The sequence below is a fragment of the Rhodopirellula halodulae genome, assembly GCF_020966775.1.
GTDB classification, from domain to species: domain Bacteria; phylum Planctomycetota; class Planctomycetia; order Pirellulales; family Pirellulaceae; genus Rhodopirellula; species Rhodopirellula halodulae.
Genome location: NZ_JAJKFV010000029.1, coordinates 792,936 through 815,319, shown reverse-complemented (window position 1 = coordinate 815,319; position 22,384 = coordinate 792,936). Strand labels below are relative to the sequence as shown.

Below are 22,384 nucleotides of genomic sequence, written 5' to 3'. Positions count from 1 at the left end.
CTGTTTCCGAAAAGTTCGTCCCGCCATCTGATCAACCGATGGGTCCTCCGACCATCGTGCTGCTGCGATTCACCGGTGAGGATCGTCCCGGACTGACCGCCTCCATCTCCGAACGACTGCATCGTTTCAATTGCCGTGTCTTGGACGTGAACCAAGCGGTGATTCATCGTTCGTTGCTATTGGGCATGCTGGTTCAAGTTCCCGGCACCGAAGATCCCGAACGATTGATGCGGAAGATGCAACGCAAAGGCCGCAAGTTGGGTTTGAAGTGCAAAGCAAAGATTGTTTGCGACCCGGACTATGACGCTTGGGTCGAACGCCAAGGCAAATCGCGTTTCATCCTCACGCTTCTTTCGCGTTCAGTGACTGCCGAGCAATTCGCCGCGGTCAGCCGTTTGGTCTCCGACCAAAATCTGAACATCGATGTGATCACTCGTTTGTCCGGTCGCCCCGAACGCGAACAAGGTGACGAGCCGACACGCGCTTGCGTCGAGTTCTCGTTGCGTGGCGATCCGGTCGACACGAACGACTTAAAAGCCAGCCTGCTCGAACTGTCGAACCGCCTGAACTTGGACTTGGCTTGGCAACGGGACGATGCCTTCCGACGCAATCGTCGCATCGTGGCATTGGATATGGATTCAACGCTGCTGCAAGCCGAAGTCATCGACGAACTTGCCAAGGAAGCCGGTGCGGGAGAGAAGGTCAGTGCCATCACTGAATCCGCCATGCGTGGCGAAATCGACTTTGACGAGTCACTGCGTCAACGCGTGCAATCGCTCGCGGGACTGCCTGAGAGTGTTCTGCCCAAAGTTGCCGAGCGTCTGCAATTGACCGAAGGTGCCGAACGCTTGCTATCGAATCTGCGCCGGTTCGGATACACGACCGCAATTTTGAGCGGTGGTTTCACTTACTTCGGCGAGCACCTGCAAAAGCTGTTGGGCATCGACCACGTCCACGCAAATCAGTTGGAAATCGAAGACGGCAAACTCACCGGACGCGTGATCGGGCCGATCGTCAACGCGGAACGCAAGGCACTGCTGCTGGAACAACTGGCCGCCAACGAGGGGGTCGACCGGAAGCAAATGATCGCGATTGGCGATGGAGCCAACGACCTGCCGATGCTTTCCCGAGCCGGTCTTGGGATCGCCTTCCATGCGAAGCCCATCGTCCGTGAATCAGCCGAACATCAAGTCTCCACATTGGGGCTCGACGCAGTGCTGTACCTGCTCGGTGTTCGCGATCGCGATTTGATCGACGGCTGAGCGAAACACCGCGCGACATCCGTTCAGGCTGCCGGTTCCAATTGCGAGCCCTTTTCGTGAACGCAACGGCTCGTTAACGGGAACTTCATCTGAGTCCGATACGATCGGGCCAGTTATGAACGCGAGTCCCGGCATCGATCTGAAAATACGTCTCACCCCGCTCGCTCATGCGCCGCCGGACATGCCTGTCCGGGTGAAGGTGGACCGCCTTCCTTTCTTGATCGGACGCAGTGCGGACTGCGACCTGTCCATTCGGCGAAGCTCCATCAGTCGCTCGCACTGCGTCATCTCGTTTCGAGATGGAAACATCACAGTCACCGATTTGGGAAGCCGCAACGGAACCTGGGTCGACGACGTTCGGCTGGGCGTCAATCAATCCATCGCGGTTTCGCACAACCAGCGTTTGCGGGTCGGTAAGGTGCATCTGCGTCTGTCCATTCGCCAACGTTCGACCAACGCACCCGTGATCGCTTCCCCATTGCGATCCGATGCCACTGCAAAACCTCAGAAGGCTGATCTCGAGGAAGATCCAAGCACGGCTTCCCGAGATTCGACCACCATCCTCAGCGAACTGGACTCGCTGCTCGACGATGTTCAACAAGACCGTTTTCTCGAGCAGGAAAGCGTGAACCTCAGTCCAGACAGCGACCAGGATTCCAACGAGACCCCGATTCCCGTCCGCGCCACTGAAGTCCGACAGCAACTTGTCGAAGCTGAGACGAGCGGAACTAATTCGGGGGCGTCCAAGGACGCGGCCGATGCCCAGTTGGATACCGAATTGGGTTCCGCTGATTCCACCGACACCGTGGTCGACAACGGCAATAGCAAGCCATCTGAAAACGGTGACGATGAATCGAGCCAAGAACCGCCTGGCCCCAAACGATTGCCAGATCACGTCCGCAAACGATTGGCACAAGACTCTCAAGAAGCAGCCAAAGATGCATTGAAGCGATTGTTTGGTGGTCGCTGAGGTGAAGCCGACTGCCATGCCGTGTCTCCTCGTGGCATTTCCCCGCGGATCGTTACAATTGCGATTCAATCGCGGCCAAGGTTCTCACGACGCCATCCTCCTTGCCCGCAGGAATCACGAGATGGTTCGTCATTTGCCAATTCGCTTTTATGCCAACCGAATCCTTGGAAGTTTGGGTCGACGTCGGAGGCACGTTCACCGATTGCCTGGTTCGTCGCACCGATGCCACCGGCGTTTCGCATCGTGATGCGATCAAGGTTCTCAGCAGCGGGTTAGTTTCCGCTCAAGTCATCTCGTGGGATGACCAACACCGACTGGCGACACTTCAACTTCCCGCACCTTATGCCATCGAAGGGTTTTGGAATTCTGCAAACCTTGTTTTGGATCGCGACAACCATTCGGTTCGCATCACCACGTGTGAGAAAGTAGCTCGCGATCAAATTCACGTCGCTTTGGCTGACCAAACTTCCCGCGGCTGGAACACCGGTGAAGCTTGCACTTTGGATGCCAACATTGAATCACCGGTTCTGGCCACTCGAGTCCTACTGCAGCGGCCTCTGAACGAACCGCTGCCGCCGTTGTCTGTCCGGATGGGTACCACTCGGGGCACCAACGCGTTGCTGACACGGACGGGAGCCCCCACCGCACTGTTGATCACGGAAGGCTTCGCCGATCTGCTCGCGATTGGAACGCAGGATCGTCCCGACTTGTTTGCCCTCGACATTGTCAAATCAACGCCGCTGGCAACCCACACGGTCGAGGTACCAGGACGACTGGACGCTGACGGCGATGAATTGCTTCCGTTGAACGAGGATGCTCTTCGCCAACGACTGAGCCAACTCAAGGCTGACGCCGGCGCGGAGATTGTCTTGGCGATTTGCTTGATGCATTCGTATCGCAACGACGTCCACGAACGACGTGTCCAAACGATCGCACAAGAAATTGGATTTGCAAACGTTCTTTGTTCATCCGATGTGGTTTCGTTGCCACGAATCGTTCCTCGCGCTGAAACCACGACGCTCGATGCCTATCTGCAACCGATCTTGGAAGCGTACGTGCAGCGAGTGTGGAAACAATTCGGCGGAGCGGACTCTTGCCACTTGCGTTGGATGACCAGCAACGGGAACTTGGTGGCATCCCCTGGTTTTCGCGGCAAGGACAGTGTTTTGTCTGGTCCCGCCGGTGGAGTGGTCGCCTTGGCCGATGTGGCACGCCAGTGCAACGTGACCGGTGCGGTGGGACTGGACATGGGCGGAACCAGCACTGACGTCAGCCGCTACGAAGGACAGGTCGGAAGACGCCAAGAAAGCGACATCGGTGGCATTCGTGTTCTCACTCCGATGATGGACATTCACACGATCGCGTCCGGCGGCGGATCGATCTGCGAAGTGCGAGACGGACGCTTGCACGTCGGCCCAGATAGCGCAGGTGCCTTCCCCGGCCCCGCCTGCTACGGCAATGGCGGTCCGCTGACGGTGACCGATATCAATGTGCTGCTCGGCCGATTGCCGGTTGACCGGTTTCCATTCCCGTTGGATTTGGAAGCCTCTCGCCGCGTCCTCAACGAAGTTCATTCTCGGCTTCCCAGCGAAAGCACGCTGACACCGGAGGGTCTGGCCGATGGATTCCTTCAATTGGCCGTGACTCAAATGGCCGAAGCGGTTCGAGTCGTCACGACCGCCGCGGGAAGCGACGCACGCCAAATGGCACTGGTTGGTTTCGGCGGTGCTGCGGGCGGACATCTGTGCCAAGTCGCCGATGCATTGGAAATGACGCACGTCATCGATCATCCCGATGCTGGCCTGCTATCGGCGGTCGGCTTGGGGGCGGCAAAGATCGGACGCATCCACGTTGAATCCATTCAACAAACGATCGCGACGGCATGCTCAACCGACAATCACACCTTCGTTCGAGTGCCGGACAAGGCCGCATTGCAACGACTCGCCGTCGCTGCTTCGCGAACGCAACAACGATGCGAAGACGAATTGCAAAGCGACGAAAAGATCTCGCGATCAGCGAAGCTTGAAATTCAACATCAATGCGAAGTGCGTTCGGTTGGTACCCAGTCGTCACTTTCCATCGACCTCTTTCCACTGGAATCGTTGCCCGAACGCTTTGACCAGAAACACCTCCAAACATTCGGTTACGTCCGCGAAACGATGCCAATCGAGACAGTCACCGTCCGATGCGAAGTCGCGGTGATCTCGCGAGACGACGGGCATTCCCCAAACCAACCCGACTCCACATCGGCGACATCGGCATCGCTGGATTCGTCCTCCACCCCCAAAACAACCAAGATGTGGGTTGATGGCGTCGACACCGAGGTCGAACTGTGGGACCGCGACAAACTCCAATCGGGACAGACGATCCGTGGGCCTTCAATCATCGCCGGCCCCTACTCGGTGTTGGTGGTCGAACCAGGCTGGCAAGCCAACCTGTCAGACAACGGCATCTTGCAATTGCGCAAGCCCAATTCCGCGACCAAAACAACAGACGGCCAACGGTCCATAGTATCGCAGTCCACCCATTGGAACGACATCGTTGCGATGGAGATCGCCGCGCGACGCGTGCAAGGCATCGCCGAAGCGATGGGTGAAGTCATTCGGCGAACCAGTGTCAGCGTGAACGTCAAGGAACGGCGTGACTACAGTTGCGCCGTCTTTCTCGGTGACGGATCGTTGGTTGCCAACGCACCTCACGTCCCGGTGCACCTGGGTGCAATGAGCCACACCGTCCGCAGTCTGATCGCGAAGTACCCACAGATGTCCGCGGGCGACAGTTACATCAGCAATGATCCCTTCGCCGGCGGCTCTCACCTGCCTGACTTGACTGTTGTGACTCCCGTTTTCTGCACAGAAAGCTCAGACCGGCCGAACACCTCGTTGGATGCACATCGCTCCGAAAGACCCGATGGATGGCCGTGCGACTTCTTTGTTGCATCACGTTGCCACCACGCGGAAATTGGCGGAATCGTTCCGGGCTCGATGGCCCCCGCTGCAACTTGCTTGGCTGAAGAAGGAGTGGTCCTCCACAACGAATGCTTGGTCCGGTCGGGACAACCGTTCCATGAAAACATACGCAAACTACTCAGCGAGGCCGCATACCCGTCGCGAAACGTGGAAGAGAACATGGCGGACATCGCCGCCGCCGAAGCTGCTGGGCAATCCGGTGCTCGTCGAATCCAAGCACTCGCGGAGGGCATGGGAAAGAACCAATTGCTGAGCTGGCTTCAACAACTATTGCATGTTGCCGGAGAAGCAACCGCAACTTGGATCCAAACGCTGGGCTCCGAGAGCCGAACTTTCGAAGACAGTCTGGACGACGGCACGCCAATCCGAGTCACGCTGACCCCCGATCAATCCACCGGTCGTTTGCGAATCGATTTCACTGGAACCGGTCCGGTTCATCCCAACGGGTTCAACGCAACGCGTTCCATCGTGACCGCCGCCGTGCTCTACGTTTTGCGGTGCGTTTCTCCCGGTGAACTTCCATTGTGCGACGGTGTCCTGCAACGCATCGAGTTGATCATCCCGCCCGGTCTGCTCGCTCCCACCGCGGGAAGCTCGCCGGAGAACAGCCCCGCCGTCGTGGCGGGCAATGTTGAAACCAGCAATCGCGTTGTGGATGTGCTGCTCGGATGCCTCGGCGTTGCAGCCGCCTCTCAAGGAACGATGAACAACCTGTTGCTTGGTGACGACACGTTTGGCTATTACGAAACGATTGGTGGTGGCGCGGGTGCCACATCGAATCACGATGGAGCTGACGCGGTTCACACTCACATGACCAACACCCGGATCACCGACCCGGAAATTTTGGAATCACGTCTTCCCGTGAGATTGTGGCGTTTCGCCATTCGCCCACAGAGCGGCGGGGCAGGGCGGCACCGCGGAGGAAACGGAATCATCCGGGAATTTGAGTTCCTTCGTCCGCTGACTCTTTCGCTGATCACGTCGCGGCGAGAGACCAAGCCATACGGGATGGACGGAGGCGAACCCGGCAAGCCGGGACAGCAAACGCTGATCCGAGACAACACCGAAACCTTGCTCCCCTTCGCAACGACACAAACCGTCTCACCCGGCGACCGCTTGATTATGGAAACGCCGGGCGGTGGAGGCTACGGCACGCCGATCGATCATTCGTTGCCTGGTTCTACCAGTTCGAGTTCTTCGCCTAATTCGGAATCCGCTTCTTCCTCATCCGCTTCGGCTTCCGTACGGAACGAGTAAGTCAGCATCTCCATCTGGATTTCCACCAACATGTTGGAGAGATGTGGAATCAACTTCACGCGGCTTTCAATCACATTGGTATTGTTGTTCGTCTCTTTGCGTTCGATCTCGTGCAGTGTCTCGCCGTCGGTCACGCTCAATCCCATCACATCCATTTGCCGTCGCCGCACGCCGTTGCCGGGCACGGTCAGATGAGCCCTGGCGAGGATCAACATCGGTGTCAACCAAGGTTGTTCCACCGTGCATCCCCAAGGATCGTCAAACGTTCGGCTCCATCGAAGAGATCCATCCACGGTTGAGATCGCATGAATCGCCGTCATCGGTTGCACCGCTGCTCCTCCCGACACTGACAAAGTGCGAGTCGCAGCCAAGTCTCGGTTGGCCTTGCGGTGACGAGGCAGAACCAGCATTTGGTCTTGGATCTCCATCACCGAAACCCCATACAACCCGGGCTTGGTTGGCACTATCACATCAGCAACGCTTCGCCCTTCGAGCACGTCCCAAATCGTGGTGCGTCCCGCATGGTCCAGCAGCGTGAAGAAGCGACCGTCTTTCAAATCACCGTAGGCCGCCGCAGCATCTTTTTGGTTGGAACGATTGTGGCTGTCCGCCACTCGATGCAACACTGTTTCTCCAGTGGACAGGTCGGTCAATTGAAGCAACTGCGGATCCAACATCTCGCTGGCCGAAGCGATGTCTTGACGCAATTCCTCGCTGGCGTCATCGGGCAATTGCAATTGCGGTGTGACCTGTTTGACCGTCAACACATGCCGCCCGAGCGATGTGATCACTGAACCCAAATCGCTACCCACAACATCTAGCAATGCGCCGTCGTGCATGTCATACGACTCCACCACGTTTTGGCTGTCGCTGATCACAAACACCTTGCCATCGGCGAAAGTGACCGCAGAACCAATGCTCTCGGTCGTCGTCCGCCAACGTTCATCACCGCTGATGTTGTCCAGACAGATCAATTCGCTTCCTTGCAACAGAAACAAACGATCGCCAAGCACCGGTCCTAAAATCAACTGGGCGTCCCCGTTCTCCGCGGTCGCCGCCACCATCACGTTGCGATAGATCTGATTTCCAAACGGCGTCGCCGAACTGCGTCGTTTCGCGACGGCTTGGCCATCTGTTCCCAGCGACCGACGCCACCGCACAATCTCTTCACCACGACCATCCATGGCACGAAACAAGTCGACCGCCATCAACTCGGATTGAGTCATCACCAGCATCAGTCCACCGCTGAATGTCAACTCTTTGCTGAGTGCCCGTGACCCCGAGAACGCCTCGATCGGGATGGATCGTTGAATGCCATAGGGATCGATCAATGCCAACGAATTCATGTTGTCACTCATCGCGTTCCAGCCTCGCGTCAAACGTCCCATCAGACGTGTGGTGCGAGCGTAACGACGATCGCTGAACATCAAACTGGATCGAGGCATTCGAATCGATTGCCATTCCAGATTGACGTTCTCCGGCCATTCCCTCGCACTGGTGAACGCGCGACCGCGGACGGGGTTGGCCTCGAGCGCATCCTCGATGAAGGTGTCTTCCCCGACAGGTTCTTGAGTTCGCATTCGTTCGGCTAATAGCTCACCAACTGCCAAACGGTCCAAGTTCCATGCCTTCTTGCTGTAGAGCTTCGCCAACATCAGCAACCGGTCGTTGCTCAATCCTTCAAGTTCCGCATCCGTCGTCAATCCATCGGCCCACAACAAACGCTCCGTCAACAATCCGTCTTCCATCAACAAAGCACGAGCCGCCATGTCCCGTCGAAGATCTCGAGTGGCATCCGGCATCGGGCTGAAATGCCGCAACGTTCGCAACATGGCTGCCCCATCCAAGCTGCCACGCGAGGTGACGAGCGATTGAACCATCTCATTCATCGTTTCACGTTGATCGTCATTGGCGGAAGCCACCAATTCAGACACGCGGGCGCTGATCCAATCGTCCAGCGTGAATTGACGGACCGCATTCGGAAAAATCGCGTCCATGTCTCGGTTCAAATTGGGATGCCGCAACACCAGATCCGAAAGATCCAACAGCAATTGCAACGCCTTTTCGCGTGGCACTTGATCCGGATTCTGAACCGCACCTTTGATTTGCAGAGCCAACAATTCTGCCCGCTGCTCCGGCTGATCAATCAGCTTCATCAATGCATCCAGATCGACGCTCGTATCGCTGGGATTTTCACGCAAGCTTCCGAGCATGGCTTCCACGGACAACATGATCACTTCGTCGTTGTCAGGATCCAATTCACGAGCCTTCGCGAGCAGCTTCATCGCTGTGGGACGCTGCTCTTGTTCGATCAACAGTTCGGCTTTGCGAACCAACGCGAAAAAGTTTTCGGGGTCCTCTTCCAGCAATTCGTCCACGCGTGGCTGCAGCGACTGTTCGCCGTAAGCCACCGCGACCATCGTTGCCGATTGCGAGATCAATTCGCCGTCGACCGCGATCAAATTGCCCAAAGGGAAACGCACGGTCCGACGATCCAACACACGTCCATCCTCGAGCGAAATCGCGATCAATTCATCGGTGGTGGTCGGTAGGTAATAGCGGTTTTCACCGAAGACACCTCGCCCTGAAATGCGTTGGCCGGGTCGCACCAAATCAGCCGGCGTCGACCAAACCTCGGAACCATCGGCCAACCGTCGAGCCGAAACCTCATCAGCCCCAACCACCAAAAACAGATCGCCATGAATCCCCGCGACGTATGTCAAACGAATTCGGTTCTGAGGCGTGAAACGATTGCGTCCTGTCAAAGCATCCAACACTTGCAGCCGATCGGTTTCGATCGGAGTGACCACAATCGAGTTGCCTTCCGCGATCGCCAATGAGTGCGTCCATCGGCGGCTCAGTTGATTCATCTGCACGCGAGTGTTGGGACGATTCAAACTGTGCACGAATTCTTGGCTTCGCAGAATACGATTCCCCCAGCGGATGGTGCGATCAATCAGATTGACCGCGACCGTCGCACCCGCACCGGTTGGGCAAATCAACATGCCTTCGTGATACGTCGGCATCGCGCCGGCAACCCGTCGAACGGGATCGGTCCGAACACCACCCGAATCCACCGCGACCAGGACTTGCTGCCACTGAATCGCCCCGTCGTCAGGATCCAAACATAGCAACACCACCTCGCCAGCCATCTCTGCCATGACATACAAGTCACCACGAAACGGCAGGGGAGGGCCTAAGAAAAAGGCTTCCGCCAAAGGAGAAGGAGTCGACTCGGATTTGCCCAGTCTCCACCACAACTTGCCTTCCTCTTCCAAATTCAATGCCACCAAGGTGTTCGATGCGGACGTCAAGCCTCGGCTTCCGAAAGGGCTGAACCTTTCGATTGCGATCTTGTCCAAATCGTCGATCATGAACACGCGTTTGCCGTCGCTGGTGAGCTGACCAAATGGCACGTCGTTCCAGACCCGCTGCACCAAGATGTCGACGGGGTTTTCTTCTTCCTCCATCATTGGATCGATCGGGTCCGGATCCAAGGCGGACTCCGGTTGCGTGAACCATGGGTATTGCCAAATGCGTTTTCCGGTTCGGAAATCAACGCCCAACACACGCTGAGTCGTTCGCATCATCAACTGATCGCCAACTCGCAACGGCGTCCAAGACGGAGGCGGCAATTGACCGGTGGCTTTGAGCTGCTGAGTCTTCTCCTCAATCATCATTTCCTGTCGCGGACTTGCCGATGACTCCACCATCCAACGTGGATTGCTCAGAGGCATTTGACCGGAACCGGATTGGTTGCGATTCACGTCACCACCCAAGATCGGATAATCCTCCGCCAAACGATCGACCGTCACCGTCGCGGATTTGCTTTGCGTTTGCACCCATTCCTTCCAAGCCAACACCTCTGCCGCTTGATTGGCCCCTGGATCTGTCGTGGCGGAGGCCTGGTTGGTCGAAGCATCGCTAAACGCCTGTGGAAGCTTGGCTGGCAACGGCAACGGTCGATTGCCTCGCAAACAAGCCATGGCATGCAGCACCACGACCGAATCACCCAACTGATTCACGATTCGCTGATTCGCAACCAGATCATCCAGCAACAAAGAACATGCCAATGGGTTGCCCAAGTTCCATTCGCGAATCGCCAACAACAGGGAGGCTTGGTAACCGGCTTGCGTGTGAAAGTACTCACGACGAACACGCTCAACCGCTTTCCAATCGCGAGTGGGTCCCGCCTCACGAAGCAACTTTCCCGCCAAAGGACCGTAACGCAGTTCGTAAACTTCCAGACCTTTTTCAGGAAGCTGCCCAATCAAATCGCGAACGTATTCCAGCATGCTTCGAGGCAACCGACGTTGAAGCTCTGCAAGTGCCTCGGGATCTTGACCGGGTGCGTTGCCATCAAACTGTTCGATCGGCAGCCCGCCCGGCTGAGAGAGATTGCGTAGTCGATTGGATTGCCGATCGCTTGCATCCTCGTCCTCAGTGTCCGCGAAGTTGATTGGGTAGTAGTAGTCCTGTCGCAATTCGGAAGCGGGATCATCGCCCGCGCGAATCAACAACTCTCCGAGCCGCACAACCGCATCGCTGTAGCGTTCTTCTTCAATGGCTTCTTCCGCATCACGAACGACTTGCCGCATGCTTCGAGGTGGCGGCAGAAACTCCGCCTCGCCGACCCGACGTCGCGAATCAAACAGTCCTTGAGCCGTCGCGGACGATTGGCTTGCAAGCAACAGCGACAGCCCACCGACCAATGCCAGGAAGCCAGCCCCGACGCGGAGGCCAACTCGAGAGTTTTTGTGCGTCCCCCAAGACCCGCGATTCGCGAATGAGTAGAAGGGTGAACGGGTCAATGGAAAAAGCGTCACTGAAAAAAGCATCGTGTTCAAGCGAAAGAGAACAAAATCAAACACGCATTCGCCGCGGAGCAACGTTCTCGATTCCCGTCCGTGCGGAACCGATGCGTCGAGTCTCATTGTATCGCCCGCGGTTCACCAGCGACCAGTGCGACGACGATTCCCGTGAAAAGTGCAGAGGAGAATGTTTGGCTCGCCCCAGAGCGGGAAAATGGTCGGTTCTGGGGAAGCCCAGAGCAGCAACGTGCTCAGAACAGGCTGGCGGGATCCGCTCGGACCAATTTCCTCAGAGCCAACAAACCGCTGATCAGACACATCAACGTTGTCAGGGCCAACACCGAAGCGGCTCGGGGCAGCGTGAGTGCCATCGGCAATCCCGTCAGCGACTCCAAAACCCGGAACAGTCCCAGCACGATCAAAACCGCGGGAATGAAACCGAGAACCGACAAATACACCGATTGCCGAATCACCAACCCAACGAAGTACCGGTTGGGATACCCCATCGCCTTCAACGTCGCATACTCCGACATCGCGTCTTGCAAATTGGTGAAGAGAATTTGGTAGCAAATGATGATTCCCACCGCGAACCCCATCAGTGTCCCGATCAGGAAGATCATCCCAACGGGCGTTTGTTCGCTCCAGAATGTTTGCTCACGATCGCGAATTTGTTCTCGGGTCATCACTTGCCATTGCCCTTCGGCCATTTGCGTCAAGCGTTTGGCAACCTCTCCTGGCGAATGCCCTTCGTGCAGACGAATCAGCCCCAGGTCGACGACCTGCAACGGTTTCCCCATGCCACGTCGAGGGAAGTACGTAGGGAACGATGACTCGGCGATCAAGAGCGATCCTTCGTTGGCAAAATCCGTTCCCAGTGTGAACGCTCCCACCAACTCGATCGACTGTTGCGACAACTCAATGCTTTGCTCGGCGGGAGCGCCGGATGGCTGGAAGCCGAAAGACTCGAAATCGAAACCGTACTCCGAGCGTGTCTTGCGATCGACCAGCGCCGTCCCGGGTCGTCGAAGTTGAACCCGATTCTCGTCCAGTCCCGGAATGTTCAACCAAGTGCGTTTGGTCTTTGTCGAAGAATCCTCGGCGGCCCTCTCGGATGCCGCAGGCAGCGTTTCGTCGGGTACCGAAATCACACGAATGGGCCGCGCGGGACTTCCCGCGACTCGCACACGAGCCATCGTGCGTTCGACCAACAACGCTTGCACATCGGCGACGGCATCGTCCGCTTTCACGCGACGCAACAAAGACCGCGGGAACCGCTCATCCACCGGCAACATGTAACGTGCGGGACTGATCGCAACCAACTCGCAATCGATCACTTCGATGAGCTGAACCGGACTGTCCAACAAAGCGTTTCGAAATCCGTTTTGAGTGAACATCAACACCGCCGCGAATCCGACTCCCGCCGCTGCGATGCACAGCCGCGCCGGGTTGCCAATCAAGTTCTTCCACGCCAGCGGTGTACGACGACTCATCAAGAACCTTCCGATTGAGCGTCACGTTGAAGATTCGAAACGATTTGCAAAAAGTCTTTCGCGTCATCAAATTCTCGATACACGCTGGCAAAACGGATGTAGGCGACTTCATCCAAGGCGGCCAGTTTTCGCAACACCACTTCGCCGATCTTTGCCGTTGGAATTTCCATGTCAAATTCGGCGTAAATGGCTTCTTCAATTTTTTGGACCGTGCGTTCGATTTCGTCGCTGGTCACTTCCCGTTTCGAACACGCTCGCTCGATCCCACGCTTGATTTTTTCGCGGTCAAACGGTTCGCGAGTTTCGTCGCTCTTGACCACTCGCACGTTCAAGGCATCAATTTGTTCCAGCGTTGTGAAACGCCGCTGGCAGGTTTGGCAGAGCCGCTTCCGCCGAACCACGTACCCAGCCTCCGCCGTCCGTGAATCCAGGACTTTGTCGTTATCGGAATGGCAAAACGGGCAACGCATTGGCGGTCGAAAGTGGTGTTTTCAATGTGCAATCGGGCATTCAATCGGCGGAGGTCAGCAACGCGGACGTCCTGCTCGGAAAGTTCTTCGAGAATTTTATCGCGTGGTCGAAGCGGTCCAGCATCATTCACGAGTCTTTCGCAGGTGTGCTATGATCGTCCAGAACGTCTTCGGATGCGAGGTGTCTGGTTCAGCAATCCTCGACCTTGTGACCTTCTGGGGCCTTGCGACCTTCGCGTCGCGCCCCCAACAGCAACAGCTTCGGCCAGGGATACGCGTGAGGTTCTTCAGCGGCACGGCATTTTCTCTTTTGCAACCGCGTCGAATCGCCTCCGTTTGGACCACCACCTTCGAATTGAATCAACAGGAACGACTCAACGATGACTGACACGGGCAAACCAACGGACGATCCAACCACTCCCGATTCGGCAACGGAACCAACGGCTGCGGATCCATTGGCACCGGCCGCGTCGTCGACTCCACCGACATCACCCGCTGATGACCGAACACCGCGGCAACGTTTCGAAGAGGCCGCGGCCAGCAAGCGTTCTCTGGATGACCACGAACCGGAAGAAACGCTTTGGGAAGGCGGCTACAGCCCCAAAGCGATGGTCGGTTCATGGATAGGTTTGACATTGATCAGCATCGGTTTGTTGGTTGCCGCGGGTTTCATTGAACAGCTCACGTTTGGAATCGCACTGATCGTGATCGCAGTTCTTTGGATCCTGGTCGGACTCAGCTACGCAGCCAAACGCTTGGGCGTGCACTATGAACTGACCAGCCAACGTTTCATTCACAAAACCGGCATCCTGACACGCCGCACCGACCGGATCGAAGTCATCGACATTGACGACGTCAGCTATCAGCAAGGCCCCATCCAACGGATCTTTCAAGTCGGTACGATTTCGATCACCAGCTCGGATCGCAGCGACCCAGAATTGGAACTGATCGGAATCAACAAGGTCGGCGAAGTGGCTGGATTGATCGATGACATTCGGCGTTCCGAGCGACGACGACGCAGTCTCCACATTGAGTCCATTTGACCATGTCCGTTTGGTTTGTTCAGAGAGGCGATGAACAACTCGGCCCCCTGAAGCCCGCTGAATTGCTGGCTTTGGTGCGCGACGGTTCCGTGGTTGCGGAAACCAAGATCCGCAAGGACGACTCCAATTGGTTCACCGCATCCGAGGTGGGTGGATTGTTTGAAGCGGCTCGCCGCCCAACGATTGAACACTACTGCCCCAACTGCAACGTTCGCGTCAACCAACCGCCCACCCATTGCCCCGAGTGCGGCAAAGACCTCGAGCGAACCAAGACTCGCATCATCGAGAACAGCATCGCACAAACCAAACGTCCCTCCGATTCGCAGAGCAGTGGCCCCAGCAATTCCGCGAAACGGTGGCTGCAGAAGAAGATTCGACGCGATAAGAAATGACAAACACCGATCAGTTCCCGAAGGATCTGACCGGTGAGTCGCGTTTCGTCTGTCATGTTCGCGGCGGATGCCGCTTTGCTCAGCGTTTCAGCTGAGTGCTTCAGCTCAATACTTCAGTTCAGCACCGAAGGTCAAACCGATGAAGAAGACATCGTCATCGGCGATCAACGAGCGTCCGAAGGTTGGAGTCACGGTCGCCGAGCTGATTTGTTCTTCCGACGTCGCGACGCCGGTGAGGTACCAAGCTTCGAAACCACCACGCACGGCGAAGATCTCACCGGCTTGGTAGCGGACGCCCGTTCCGAATTCGAACAGACCGCTGAACTCAGATGAACTATTTGATCCTGAAACTTGACGTGTGTTTGCATCGCTAATAAAGATGTCGGACTCTGCGAGGTTCAGATAGCCACCGGCCCTAGCCCTAACGTAGCTTGATGAGAATCTTCCGATTGGGTTAAAAATATCGGCCCCGACCTGCAAACCAATCAGCCGATTCTCAGCTGAATTACGCAAGATGCCAGTTTCGGTTTCGTCGAATGGAGCAATACCGTTGTAGCTGGTGTAATTCAGTTCTTCTACAAAATCGACGTATCGGCCGCCAATCGAGAGCTTTGCAACGTCCCAAGCCATCATGGTTCGGTTCATTTCAACCGACCAGAAGCGGGAATCATAGATTTGTCGTTGCGACTCAGCTTCGTCTCCGATTGCACCGAATCGATCGAGTGAAACACCAGCACCTGGTTGCAATAAAGTAACGAGGTTTCCCGTGGTGTCAGACACGTCGGACTCCCAGTTCAAGACCCCCGTGAAGCCGACTTCAAACCCGTTTACGCAGTCAGGCACTACCCCCACAGTGATCCGGGGAGCCCACTCAAAGTCAGGATCATCAAGCGCGAAGTCGCGAGCCAAGGTGAAGTTGTCGATTCCTTCACGTCGCATGTACAAGGCTTCGACCGTGGCGTAGCGATAAGGATCGCAGGTCGGACATGCCATGACGCCACCGTAGCCCACCGAACCGCAGCTTCCGCCGCACTGGGTGCCGCAACTGCCGCAGGACTGAACATGGTGGCGATGCCCGACTTGAGCGATCTGACTTCCAAACGCGGAAGAGCTCGAATCGGTCGCGGTCTGGAACGCGTCCAAGTTCCATCCGGCCGCGGCGGGATCGGACGCCTGCACCACTCGGAATGCTTGTCCTTCGTGCATCAGCGTGTTGGCCGACTGCATTGAGTTGACTTGCTGAGCTTGGGTGGTTTCAACGCCCAAACCCGACCATGCCATACCAACCGCGGCAAGCGTGCCGAACATTCGTGCGGCGAATCGAGGGAACCAGTTGTTGTTCATAATTGAACCTCAGGACGAACAAAGCGGCACGGTGACCGACGGTGGTTGGGTAGTGGTAGGTTGGACAGTGAAAACGGGAACTAGCGAATGATCAGCTGATCTTCCACCGGAACCAGATAGGTCTTTCGAATCAATCGAACGATCTGTTTCGCGTCCTCGACACTGTCGCAAGCTCCTTCAACGAGAATGCGATCGTCTTGACGCGTCAGTTGCACCGATGCGGTGCGGTACTTGTCTTCGATCACCGACATCAAGGATTGCTCCTGTTGACTGGATCGAGCGTTCTGTTTCGCGGCCGAGGCGATGTTGAGCAGATAAATTTCGCGAACGGGTTCCTGTGAACCTTCTTCGAGTCGCTCGACCATCACACGTGTGGTTCCGGGACGGATCCCAATCAGCCGCAGGTGCCGACTGTTGGTGCTGATCACCTGAGCGATGGATTCGTCGTCGACCGTGACGCCTCGGATGATCCCATCAACACTGAGCGAGGTCACATCTTCCGCTTCGCACTGAACAGTGGCGGTGATGGATTCATCAACTGGAAGCTGCTGGCTCGCCACGACCGTGTTCACCGAATCACGGTGCCCAGCCAACGCAGCGGGAACAATCGGGGCGGCACTGACTCGCGAAGCCGTTGATGCTTTGGACGCCTTGCGTTTCGCAACGGCAACCATCGGTGGTGCTTCCACAGCAACCGCTGCACGATGACGTGGTGCAGTCGGAACCGGATCCATCTTCACGGATTCCAGCGACGAAGGCGTCTCAATCTTGACAGGCATCCGCGGAGCCGCAGGAGCTTGCTCGGCCATCAAACTCGTTGGTGAATTGATATGAACAGGCAGCGGCAACCGAGGTAGCGTTTCTTTCGACACCACCGGCGTTGCGGGCAACTCCACTTTCTTTGCCGAGGTGATATTGAAAGGCTCGGGCAACTTCACGGCCTCCGGCAAACGCACCTCGTCGGCGACCGCGCCTTCCTCCACCTCGCTGGCCAAGCTCCTATCGAGCGACGGCTCATCGAAGTCGGAGAAACTCAGTGACACGTCCTCCGCGGATTCATTTTCGAAGCCGGACGCATCGTTGAGAGAAAACTCGATGGGCTCGGATGAATCGGAGTCGGTCGCCGCTACCGCTGAAGGAGCAGGATCGACAGGAGTTGCAAGAACTGTCTTGGCGGGAGCTTCAACCGGCTCCGCTACAGGTTGCATGGCGGGCTGCCACACGGGCTCTGCAGGGATGTTGGTCGGTGGCGTCTGCACCGAGGCATGCTGTTGTGGGACGGCGGCCATCGAAGGAGCGACCATCACCATTTCATTCGACTGCACGCGGTCATAATCCGGTTGTGCATGTGGATTGATTTTCGGCTGAGGCACAGGAGCCGGTTCGACCACCAACGGCTGATGCTCCGTGGCAGGAGCACCGATTGGCAGCAAGCCAACCGCCGTTCCAATCGACTTCAGCTTGATCTCTGACATCGATTGGTCAGAGGTTTGTCGAATCGGGTGCAAGACCGCGTGTCCGTCCGCGGTCACGTTGCCGTTGCTTTGAATTAAGTTGACGCGACTGCCAGCCGCCACTTCCTTGCTGCTTTGAGAAGGGGCAACAAATGGGTTGCTGTGGATCGTGCCCGAGACCAAACGAATTGGCGGCAGGGCTTGGCTGGCTTCGTTGGCCATCAGCGGCTGAGTGATCAGTTGACTCGCAGCGAGGCAACCGCCGGCAACGATGGTTTGGGTCAGCCAACGAGCCAATCGCTCACGTTTGCAGATGCAAACACTTCGAGTCGAGCCCATTGGTTTCACGGTTTTGCCAATCAGCATGGCGGATCCTTACGCTCACGATCTTTTTGGGATCATGCACCCCCCCGGCACATTTTCCGCGTTCGATCCCAGCCGAAATGAATCGCTGGACCATCGAACACCTTCTGTATCGTCGTCGGGTGGTGCCGGCATTAACGATTTTGACAGATCGAACACTTGGATCTGTTGGAACAGTATTGACATTGGTGCCAATTGAACCCGCCAAACCCACACGTTTGAGGATCACCGGCCATACCAGCCGTTTGTTCACTCACTTAAAAAGAATCGCGGAACCCAGCCCGCTCACGGGGGCTTACGAAGCTGCGTTTTGCCGAACAGCTTCGTAGGCAACGATCGCCGCCGACACGGAAACGTTCAAACTGTCCACGTGACCCGCCATCGGCAACGCCACGGGATGAATCTCATCGCCGCCCCAACGATCGCCCAGTCCGTCGGCCTCGCTGCCCAAAACCACGGCGACCTTTCCCGTCAAATCGCTTTCAAATAGAGGCTTTGAACCCTCCACGCGCATCGCGGCGACGCGGTATCCGTGTTCCCGCAGAAACGCTGACACCTCGGTTTCGGTTCCCGCCGCCGACGGCACGGTGAACACGGCACCGAGCGATCCTCGGATGGCATTGGGGTTGAATTGATCCGACGGGCAATCTGCTAGCAAAACCGCAGAGACTCCCGCCGCATCGGCCGTTCGAAAGACCGCCCCCAAGTTTCCCGGCTTCTCGACTTGATCGAGCACCAGTATCAATCCGCTCCTCGCCTCAACACCATCTCGCACACGTTTCCATGCATTGTCAGGAGACTCAAACTCAGCGACACATCGATCCGTCGACGACGTGTAGGCGATCTTTCGAAAGACGTCGGCGGTCACGTAGCGATGCACCCGGTTTGCAATCGCATGCTCGCGTGCCGGAGCTTGCTCAGGCATCTCTCGCTCGGTTTGCCGCTCCGCTTCCGGGTCGGATTTGGGTTCGATCTCGTAAAACCCGATCATCTTCAATCCAGCTTCGATCGCGCGCAATGTTTCACGCGGACCGTCGACCAACACCACCCCCGCGGCTCTCCGCCGGCGAGACTTTCGCAGCGAGGCAATTCGTCGGATCGATGCATTTTGCAGACTTCGTATTGTTTCCATGGGAGCCCCCTTTTACACCTTCGTTTGAATGGGAGAAACATCCCGATTCTGCTATCTTCTAGCGATTACCCGCTCAGCCTCGTTCTCCAACCCCCAAGACCGCTCGCATGTCCGCAAAGGTGTTGTGCCAACCCGTTTCCGGACGCAAAGACCAAAAAGCGTTTCTCGACCTCGAAAAACGGCTTTACCAAGACGACCCCAATTGGGTGCCGCCACTTTGGAGCGAACGAGTCAAACTGGTCGGATTCAAACACCACCCGTTTTATGACGACGCCGAAGGCCAAACGTTCTTGGTGCGACGGGGCGATCGTGTGGTCGGCCGGGTCTTGGCGGTCGTCAATCACGCTCACAATCATTACCACGACGAGAAGCGTGGGTTCTTCGGTTTCTTTGAATGCGAAGACGACGAAGAAGCCGCGATTGTGTTGCTTAACACCGCGGCCGAGTGGCTCAAAGAACGAGGCATGACGGCAGTCCGCGGCCCAGCTCATCCGAGCCTGAACTACGAGGTTGGGCTGCTGGTCGACGGCTTCGACACGCCGCCCACGTTCCTGATTCCTTACAACCATGAATACTACGAACGGCTGATCACGGCGGCGGGCTTTGAGAAAACCCAAGACCTATACAGCTACGAAGCCTCGATCGACATCCTGGAAACACTTGATCCAAAACTGATGTTCGTGATCGAAGAATCGACACGGCGTTTCAATGTCAAGTGTCGCCCCATCGCTTCGAACAACTTCAATGCCGACGTGCGAGTCTTCCTGGACATCTACAATCAATCGCTCCAACAAACTTGGGGCTACGTCCCGATGAGCGAACAGGAAGTGGTGGAACAGAGCAAAGGCCTGAAAAACTTGCTGCTGCCTCGCCTGACCAGCATCGCCGAAATCGAAGGCAAACCCGTCGGGGCCGGCTTCGGCCTGTTGGACTACAACCCACTGATCAAACAAATCGGTGGCAAGCTCTTCCCCTTCGGTTGGCTGAAGCTCTTGCTGGGTCGAAAGAAACTGACACGTTTGCGATTGGTCAGCGCCAACGTCTTGCCGGAATACCAAAAGTGGGGCCTCGGTTTGGTCACGCTCTACAAGATCCTTCCTGAAGCGATCGACTTTGGCATCCAAATGGGCGAGTTCTCATGGGTTCTCGAAAGCAACCAGCTTTCTCGCGGAACGATCGAACGTGGAGGAGCCACCCGCTCCAAAACTCATCGTCTGTATGATCGATCCCTGACCAACGATGCGGACCAGGCTTCTTCGTGAGCGAACCACTTTCGATCGATTCCATCCTCGGACCGGGCGGCAGCATCAGCCGTCGCTTGCCAAGGTACGAACCTCGCGAGCAACAATTGCAGATGGCCCGCGAGGTCGCGTCGGCCCTCACCGATCGCGAGCACCTCGTCGTGGAAGCCGGAACGGGTACGGGCAAGAGCTTTGCCTACTTGGCCGCGGCCATTCTGCACGCCACCAACGACCAACAAGAATCCGGCAAACCCAAGAAGTCATCTGAACCGGTGGACGATCGCATCCGCCCCGCCGTCGAACAAAACGACGACGCGGACCGACCTCGCCGAGTACTGGTGTCCACGCACACGATCAGCTTGCAAGAACAACTGATCGGCAAAGACATCCCGCTTCTCAACAGCGTGATCCCTCGCGAATTCTCGGCGGTCTTGGTCAAAGGTCGAAGCAACTATCTTTCACTGCGTCGGATGGGACGTGCGGTTGAAAAGTCGGTCTCTCTGATGGCCAACGACTTTCAAATGCAACAACTGCGGGACATCCGAAAATGGTCCAAAGACACGGCCGACGGATCTCTGTCCACGCTGCCGTTGAAACCCGACAACCAAGTTTGGGATGAAGTCCGCAGTGACACGGGCAATTGCCTTCGCAACAAGTGCGATCACTTCAAGGACTGCTTCTATTTCAAAGCACGCCGACGTGCCCAGCATGCTCAGTTGCTGATCGTGAACCACGCGATGTTGTTCACCGACATCGCCATGCGACGTCAAGGCGTTTCGTTGCTGCCGGACTACGATGCCATCATTCTCGATGAATGCCATACGATCGAATCGGTCGCCGGCGACCATCTGGGCATCCGTTTGACCAGCGGCCAATTCGACTACCTGTTTGATCGTCTTTATAACGATCGTCAACAAAAAGGCTTGCTCGTCGCTCACAAGTTGGAGGCGCTGCAAAAGCAAGTCGATCGCTGCCGCTTTGCCGCCAGTGAAATGTTCGCGAGCATTTTGGATTGGATGCAGCAATCGCGTTCACGCAATGGGCGAGTGCATCATCCGGAGTTGGTACCAAATCCACTCAGCGAACCAATGGAAATCCTCGCGCGTCGATTGCGTGCACACGCGGATGGACAGGAAAACGATTCCGATCGCCAAGACTTCCAATCGGCTCATGATCGACTGCTGGCACTGGCGGGCGGACTGCGGGAATGGCTCGATCAATCGTTGAAACAAGAATCCGTGTATTGGGTCGAATCCTCAGGCAGCAAGCGCGGTTTGGATCGTGTTTCGCTATCGGCTTCCCCCATCGACATCGGACAAACGCTTCGAGAAGAAGTCTTTCAAAACGAAGACATCGGATCGGTGATCATGACCAGCGCAACGCTCGCCACGGGTGAGGAGGACAAGTTCAAATTCTTCCGAAGTCGAATTGGACTGACCACCGGGCGATCACTCCAGGTCGGCAGTCCCTTCGACTACGAGAAACAAGCCAAGCTGATCATCGTCCGTGGATTACCCGATCCATCGGCCAAACGAGACGAGTTTGAATCAGCGTTGCCCGAACAGATCAAACGTTTCGCAGGCCACACCGACGGCCACGCGTTTGTGTTGTTCACCAGCTACTCATTGCTCCGCAAATGCGCGGATGCGTTGACGTCGTGGTGCATCGAACGTGACCTGCGGTTGTACAGTCAAGCCGGAGAACAGAACCGCACGCAGTTGCTCGAATCGTTCCGAAAAGACCCGCGAGGCATCTTGCTGGGAACAGACAGCTTTTGGCAGGGCGTCGACGTTCCCGGCGATGCGTTGACCAATGTGATCATCACCAAGCTTCCATTTTCGGTCCCGGACCACCCATTGCTGGAAGCTCGGCTGGAAACGATCCGAGCTCGTGGCGGACATCCGTTTCCCGATTATCAACTGCCCGAAGCGGTCATTAAATTTCGCCAGGGCTTCGGCCGTTTGATTCGCACACGCGATGACTCGGGCATGGTGGTTGTCTTGGATCCTCGCATCCGGTCCAAACCCTACGGACGACTGTTTCTCAGCTCGTTACCAGACTTGCCCTGCCACGATGTCGGCCCCGTCCCGCGGGCAAAAATGAAGAAGACGTGAACATTCGGTGTGACGTCTGTGAACCAATAAAACGAAGCCTTCCCGGCTTTCGCGACATCACTAAGCTCAGTG

The 22,384-nt window shown here is 56.6% G+C and carries 13 protein-coding genes; 7 read left to right on the top strand and 6 right to left on the bottom strand.

The window, feature by feature from the left end; translation table 11 throughout:
• Nucleotides 1-38: 38 nt before the first annotated feature.
• The 3 genes from serB (at nt 39) to LOC70_RS15935 (ending at nt 6,458) form a co-directional block, all read left to right on the top strand.
• On the top strand, nt 39-1,262 hold the full coding sequence (serB, locus tag LOC70_RS15945; RefSeq protein WP_230256169.1) for a phosphoserine phosphatase SerB: 1,224 nt from the start codon (nt 39-41) through the stop codon (nt 1,260-1,262).
• A gap of 115 nt (nt 1,263-1,377) precedes the next feature.
• A complete protein-coding gene (locus tag LOC70_RS15940) occupies nt 1,378-2,232 on the top strand; it encodes an FHA domain-containing protein (protein ID WP_230254998.1) in 855 nt (284 codons plus the stop codon).
• A 149-nt stretch (nt 2,233-2,381) separates the two neighbouring features.
• Nucleotides 2,382-6,458, top strand: coding sequence for a hydantoinase B/oxoprolinase family protein (locus LOC70_RS15935; RefSeq protein ID WP_230254997.1), 4,077 nt, complete (start codon nt 2,382-2,384; stop codon nt 6,456-6,458).
• Here the strand turns inward: LOC70_RS15935 and LOC70_RS15930 are convergent.
• From LOC70_RS15930 to nrdR, 3 genes are all read right to left on the bottom strand, one after another.
• On the bottom strand, nt 6,365-11,284 hold the full coding sequence (locus LOC70_RS15930) for an outer membrane protein assembly factor BamB family protein (protein ID WP_230254996.1): 4,920 nt from the start codon (nt 11,282-11,284) through the stop codon (nt 6,365-6,367). The two genes, LOC70_RS15935 and LOC70_RS15930, sit on opposite strands and share 94 nt — an antisense overlap.
• A 236-nt stretch (nt 11,285-11,520) precedes the next feature.
• The gene (locus LOC70_RS15925) at nt 11,521-12,759 is read right to left on the bottom strand and encodes an FtsX-like permease family protein (RefSeq protein ID WP_230254995.1); all 1,239 of its coding nucleotides are present in this window, start codon (nt 12,757-12,759) and stop codon (nt 11,521-11,523) included.
• The gene (nrdR, locus tag LOC70_RS15920) at nt 12,759-13,229 is read right to left on the bottom strand and encodes a transcriptional regulator NrdR (RefSeq protein ID WP_230254994.1); all 471 of its coding nucleotides are present in this window, start codon (nt 13,227-13,229) and stop codon (nt 12,759-12,761) included. The genes LOC70_RS15925 and nrdR overlap by 1 nt, the downstream gene beginning before the upstream one ends.
• Nucleotides 13,230-13,609: 380 nt before the next feature.
• On the opposite strand from nrdR, the gene LOC70_RS15915 reads away from it, so the two are divergent.
• The gene (locus tag LOC70_RS15915) at nt 13,610-14,272 is read left to right on the top strand and encodes a PH domain-containing protein (protein WP_230254993.1); all 663 of its coding nucleotides are present in this window, start codon (nt 13,610-13,612) and stop codon (nt 14,270-14,272) included.
• A gap of 2 nt (nt 14,273-14,274) precedes the next feature.
• Nucleotides 14,275-14,664 carry a GYF domain-containing protein gene (locus tag LOC70_RS15910; protein ID WP_230254992.1) on the top strand — a complete coding sequence of 130 codons (390 nt, stop codon included), beginning with the start codon at nt 14,275-14,277 and terminating at the stop codon, nt 14,662-14,664.
• A gap of 105 nt (nt 14,665-14,769) precedes the next feature.
• Here LOC70_RS15910 and LOC70_RS15905 read toward each other — a convergent pair whose 3' ends face one another.
• The 3 genes from LOC70_RS15905 to LOC70_RS15895 form a co-directional block, all read right to left on the bottom strand.
• Nucleotides 14,770-15,972, bottom strand: a complete 1,203-nt coding sequence (locus LOC70_RS15905; RefSeq protein ID WP_230254991.1) for a hypothetical protein — start codon at nt 15,970-15,972, stop codon at nt 14,770-14,772.
• A 116-nt stretch (nt 15,973-16,088) separates the two neighbouring features.
• On the bottom strand, nt 16,089-17,828 hold the full coding sequence (locus LOC70_RS15900) for a pilus assembly protein N-terminal domain-containing protein (protein ID WP_230254990.1): 1,740 nt from the start codon (nt 17,826-17,828) through the stop codon (nt 16,089-16,091).
• Nucleotides 17,829-18,120: 292 nt separating this feature from the next.
• Nucleotides 18,121-18,957, bottom strand: coding sequence for an RNA methyltransferase (locus LOC70_RS15895; RefSeq protein ID WP_230254989.1), 837 nt, complete (start codon nt 18,955-18,957; stop codon nt 18,121-18,123).
• 107 nt (nt 18,958-19,064) lie between these two features.
• Here LOC70_RS15895 and LOC70_RS15890 point away from each other — a divergent pair, with 107 nt between their 5' ends.
• Both LOC70_RS15890 and LOC70_RS15885 read left to right on the top strand, forming a co-directional pair.
• Complete coding sequence (locus LOC70_RS15890; RefSeq protein WP_230254988.1) at nt 19,065-20,219, top strand: N-acetyltransferase; 1,155 nt, start codon at nt 19,065-19,067, stop codon at nt 20,217-20,219.
• Nucleotides 20,216-22,312: an ATP-dependent DNA helicase gene (locus tag LOC70_RS15885; RefSeq protein WP_230254987.1), complete on the top strand. Its 2,097-nt coding sequence runs from the start codon at nt 20,216-20,218 to the stop codon at nt 22,310-22,312. Before LOC70_RS15890 ends, LOC70_RS15885 begins: the two co-directional genes overlap by 4 nt.
• Nucleotides 22,313-22,384: the final 72 nt, after the last annotated feature.